This window comes from Streptomyces sp. NPDC035033 (assembly GCF_040636735.1).
Taxonomy (GTDB): domain Bacteria; phylum Actinomycetota; class Actinomycetes; order Streptomycetales; family Streptomycetaceae; genus Streptomyces.
Genome location: NZ_JBEZUZ010000201.1, coordinates 1 through 3,088, shown reverse-complemented (window position 1 = coordinate 3,088; position 3,088 = coordinate 1). Strand labels below are relative to the sequence as shown.

General features: G+C 75.6%; 4 protein-coding genes. 2 read left to right on the top strand and 2 right to left on the bottom strand.

Features of this window, described 5'->3' with window-relative positions; translation table 11 throughout:
* Positions 1 to 185: 185 nt before the first annotated feature.
* Both AB0E83_RS35325 and AB0E83_RS35320 read right to left on the bottom strand, forming a co-directional pair.
* Positions 186 to 638, bottom strand: a complete 453-nt coding sequence (locus tag AB0E83_RS35325; RefSeq protein ID WP_189945309.1) for an SRPBCC family protein — start codon at positions 636 to 638, stop codon at positions 186 to 188.
* Between the two features lie 124 nt (positions 639 to 762).
* Positions 763 to 1,140: a PRC-barrel domain-containing protein gene (locus AB0E83_RS35320; protein ID WP_362120901.1), complete on the bottom strand. Its 378-nt coding sequence runs from the start codon at positions 1,138 to 1,140 to the stop codon at positions 763 to 765.
* 531 nt (positions 1,141 to 1,671) lie between these two features.
* Between AB0E83_RS35320 and AB0E83_RS35315 the strand changes: the two genes are divergently transcribed.
* A complete protein-coding gene (locus AB0E83_RS35315; protein WP_362120899.1) occupies positions 1,672 to 2,778 on the top strand; it encodes a serine/threonine-protein kinase in 1,107 nt (368 codons plus the stop codon).
* A 102-nt stretch (positions 2,779 to 2,880) separates the two neighbouring features.
* Positions 2,881 to 3,024, top strand: a complete 144-nt coding sequence (locus AB0E83_RS35310) for a hypothetical protein (RefSeq protein ID WP_362120898.1) — start codon at positions 2,881 to 2,883, stop codon at positions 3,022 to 3,024.
* The last annotated feature ends 64 nt before the right edge of the window (positions 3,025 to 3,088 follow it).

The window sequence follows — 3,088 nt, the reverse complement described above, 5'->3', positions numbered from 1 at the left end:
GCCGTCCGGATAGCGCTTGGTCACCTGTTCGAACCGGATCATGGGCCCATTCTGTCCCCTCGTCATCCGGCGCGTGTGAAGGCCGTGTTGCGGCGCCCGGACGGCCGGAGCGCCGGTCTCCCCGACCGGATGCCGCAGGTTCGATTCCCGTCGCCCCTGCCGAGGGACGCGCCGGCGCCGGATCCTCAGACGGATCCGCGCCAGCCGCCCGTCTGCAGGCCGCCGCGCTCCTCGATGAACGACTTGAACCGCTTGAGGTCGCCGGCCACCTTGCGCTTGACGAAGCCGAGCTTGTCGCCCGCCTGTTCCGTCAGCCCCTCGGGGGCGAAGTCCATCTGGAGCATGACCTTCGTCCGGGTCGCGTCGAGACGGTGGAACGTGACGACGCCCGCCTGACGGGCCTCGCCCTCGACCGTCGTCCACGCGACGCGTTCGTCCGGGATCTGCTCGGTGATGACGGCGTCGAACTCGCGCCGCACCCCGCCGATCTCCGTGACCCAGTGGGTGAGCGTGTCCGTGCGCTGCTCGATCCGCTCCACGCCGTCCATGAAGCGCGGGAACGTCTCGAACTGGGTCCACTGGTCGTAGGCGGCGCGCACCGGGACCTCGACCTCGACCGACTCCTCCACCTTGGACATGACGACACCTCTCTCTCGGGTTTCCCCGGGTTTCCCCCGGGGTTTCTCGGGCTTCTCGGGCTTCTCCCGGGCGGGGGCCGCCCCCGTCGGGGACGCGCTGCCGCGCCGTGCGTGCCGGCGGCCCTCAGAGACCGCCGCCCATGCCTCCCGGGAAGGGCCAGGACGTGCGGTAGTACTGGCCGATCTCCTCGCGGTACTGGCGGTCCGCGAGGTGCTTGTCGGAGACGAACTCGGGCGCGTCCTTGACCTGTTCCTTCGACAGGGCGAGGTGGAGGGTCCGCTCCTCCAGGTCGACGCGGGTCACGGCCCGCGCCGGGACCAGCACCTCCTTGCCGAAGATCCAGACGCCCGTGTCGACGACCAGGTAGGAGTCGTCCACCTCGTCGGAGTGCTTGTCCACCTTGCCGATGTGCCCGTCGGACGCCTCGACGCGCCACCCGGTGAGGTCGGTGCCCGTCAGGTGGCCGGACTCGGTGCTGAAGGACCACAGATGGTCGGTCATCTCTGTCACTCCTCTGTCGCTGTGTTCGTACGGGGTGCGGCGCGGATGCGCGGGCCGCTCCGGAGCGGTTCACGACGGTCGTCGGTGACCGTGGGTGCCGTCGGCGGGGCCGTCGTCCGGCGGTGGCGCGGTACGCCGGTGCGGACCGCGGTCCCGAGCGGGCCGGTGCCCGTCCGGACCGGGGCCGACCGTTCCGGGCTTCCGGCCGGACGCGAACGCCGGGACGGCGCCGACGGCGATCACGGCGACGGACGGTCCCGGACCCCTGGCCGGTCGCTCCTCCCCCGGGGTCGGACAGCATCCGCGTACCCGGGCCCCGGGGGATCATTCCCCCGTCCTCGAAGACGCGCGGGGCCGTGCCCCGCCCGGCCCCGCGCGCACGCCGGAACCGTCGATCCGCCTTTTCCCAGGGGATGTTCATGGCGGGACGGGGCACGCGTTCAGCCGCGGGCCCGCACGCGCACCGGCGGGCGACGCACCCGACTCCCGGCCCGTCCGCAGCGGGCCGGCCACACCCCCAGGGAGCCCCCGATGCAGGTCCGAGCGAGGCCCGTACGTCCGGACGCCACAGGAACGGCCCGCACCGTCGCCGGGCGCTACCGGCTCGACCGCCTCCTGGGCCGGGGCGGCGCGGCGGACGTGTACGAGGCGCTGGACCTGCGGCTGCGACGTCCCGTGGCGGTGAAGGTGTTCCGGCCCGCGGGCGCCCGCCGGGCCGACGTCCAGTGCGGCGAGGAGGCCCGGCTGCTGGCCCGGATGCACCATCCCGGCCTGGTGACCCTCTACGACGCGGGCCGTGACGGGAGCCGGCCGTTCCTGGTGATGCGGCTCGTCCGGGGGACGACCCTGCGGCGGCGGATCGCCCGCGGGGTCCTCACGCCCGCCGAGACCTGCCGGACGGGGGCCGCCCTGGCCTCGGCCCTCGCCCACGTGCACGGTCACGGCGTCGTCCACCGCGACGTCAAGCCGTCGAACATCCTGCTGGACCGGTCGGGGGCCCCGCACCTCACGGACTTCGGCATCTCCCGCCGCGTCGAGGCCCCGGACGACGCCCCCGGCGGCGCGGGCGCTCTCGTCGGCACCGCCTCCTACATGGCGCCCGAGCAGGCCCTGGGCCGTGGCACGGGGCCCGCGGCCGACGTGTACAGCCTCGGCCTCGTGCTGCTCGAAACCCTCAAGGGCGAGGCGGAGTACGGCGGGGCGCCGCTGGAGGCGGCCCTCGCGCACCTGGACCGTCCTCCGGTGCTGCCGCCCGGCCTGCCAGAGGAACTCGCCCGCCTGCTCACGGCGATGACCGACCGCTCCCCCGAGGCCCGGCCGGACGCCGCCACCTGCGCCCGGATCCTCGCCGACCCGAGGACCGCCGGCCGCGCCTCCGCGCCCTCCGCCGCACCCTCCTCGCGGGAGGCGGGGGCACACCGTGCGCACCGGCCGCGCCGGCCGCGCCGGTCCTCCGCGGCCCGGCCGGAGCGGCCCGCCGCCGGGCGGGCCGTGGCCGCGGCCCTCGTCGCGCTCGGACTCGCGCTGACCGGCCCGCCGGGCGGCGCGCCCGGGGACGGGGCGGGGAACGGAACCCGGACGAGCGCACCGGCAGCGCCGCCGCCCCGTGCGAACGTCCCTCCCGAGCAAGCCCTCTGACGCCTGATCAGAAAGCTGAGGGTGTGGAACGGCCGCTCGGGGCAACACGCGGTGCCAGGACGCGGAAACCGTCCCGCGCGTTCGAGACCGGAGGAGAATCCCATGAGCGCACTGCTGGACCGCATCAAGCGATTCGCCCGCAGCCCTCAGGGCCGTGGCGCGGCGGCGTCCCTGCGCCGTGCCGCGGCCGACCCCCGCAGGCGCGCCCAGGCACGCCGCCTGCTCGGCCGCCTGCGCCACCGCTGACGCCCGCTCGCCCGGCCCTCGGGGCCGGACCGCGGGGGGCGCGCGCCCCCGCGCCCCCCGCGGC

Excerpts from the sequence above, each read along its gene's own strand:
- AB0E83_RS35325 (WP_189945309.1), bottom strand. The coding sequence starts at position 638 with ATGTCCAAGGTGGAGGAGTCGGTCGAGGTCGAGGTCCCGGTGCGCGCC.
- AB0E83_RS35320 (WP_362120901.1), bottom strand. The coding sequence starts at position 1,140 with ATGACCGACCATCTGTGGTCCTTCAGCACCGAGTCCGGCCACCTGACG.
- AB0E83_RS35315 (WP_362120899.1), top strand. The coding sequence starts at position 1,672 with ATGCAGGTCCGAGCGAGGCCCGTACGTCCGGACGCCACAGGAACGGCC.
- AB0E83_RS35310 (WP_362120898.1), top strand. The coding sequence starts at position 2,881 with ATGAGCGCACTGCTGGACCGCATCAAGCGATTCGCCCGCAGCCCTCAG.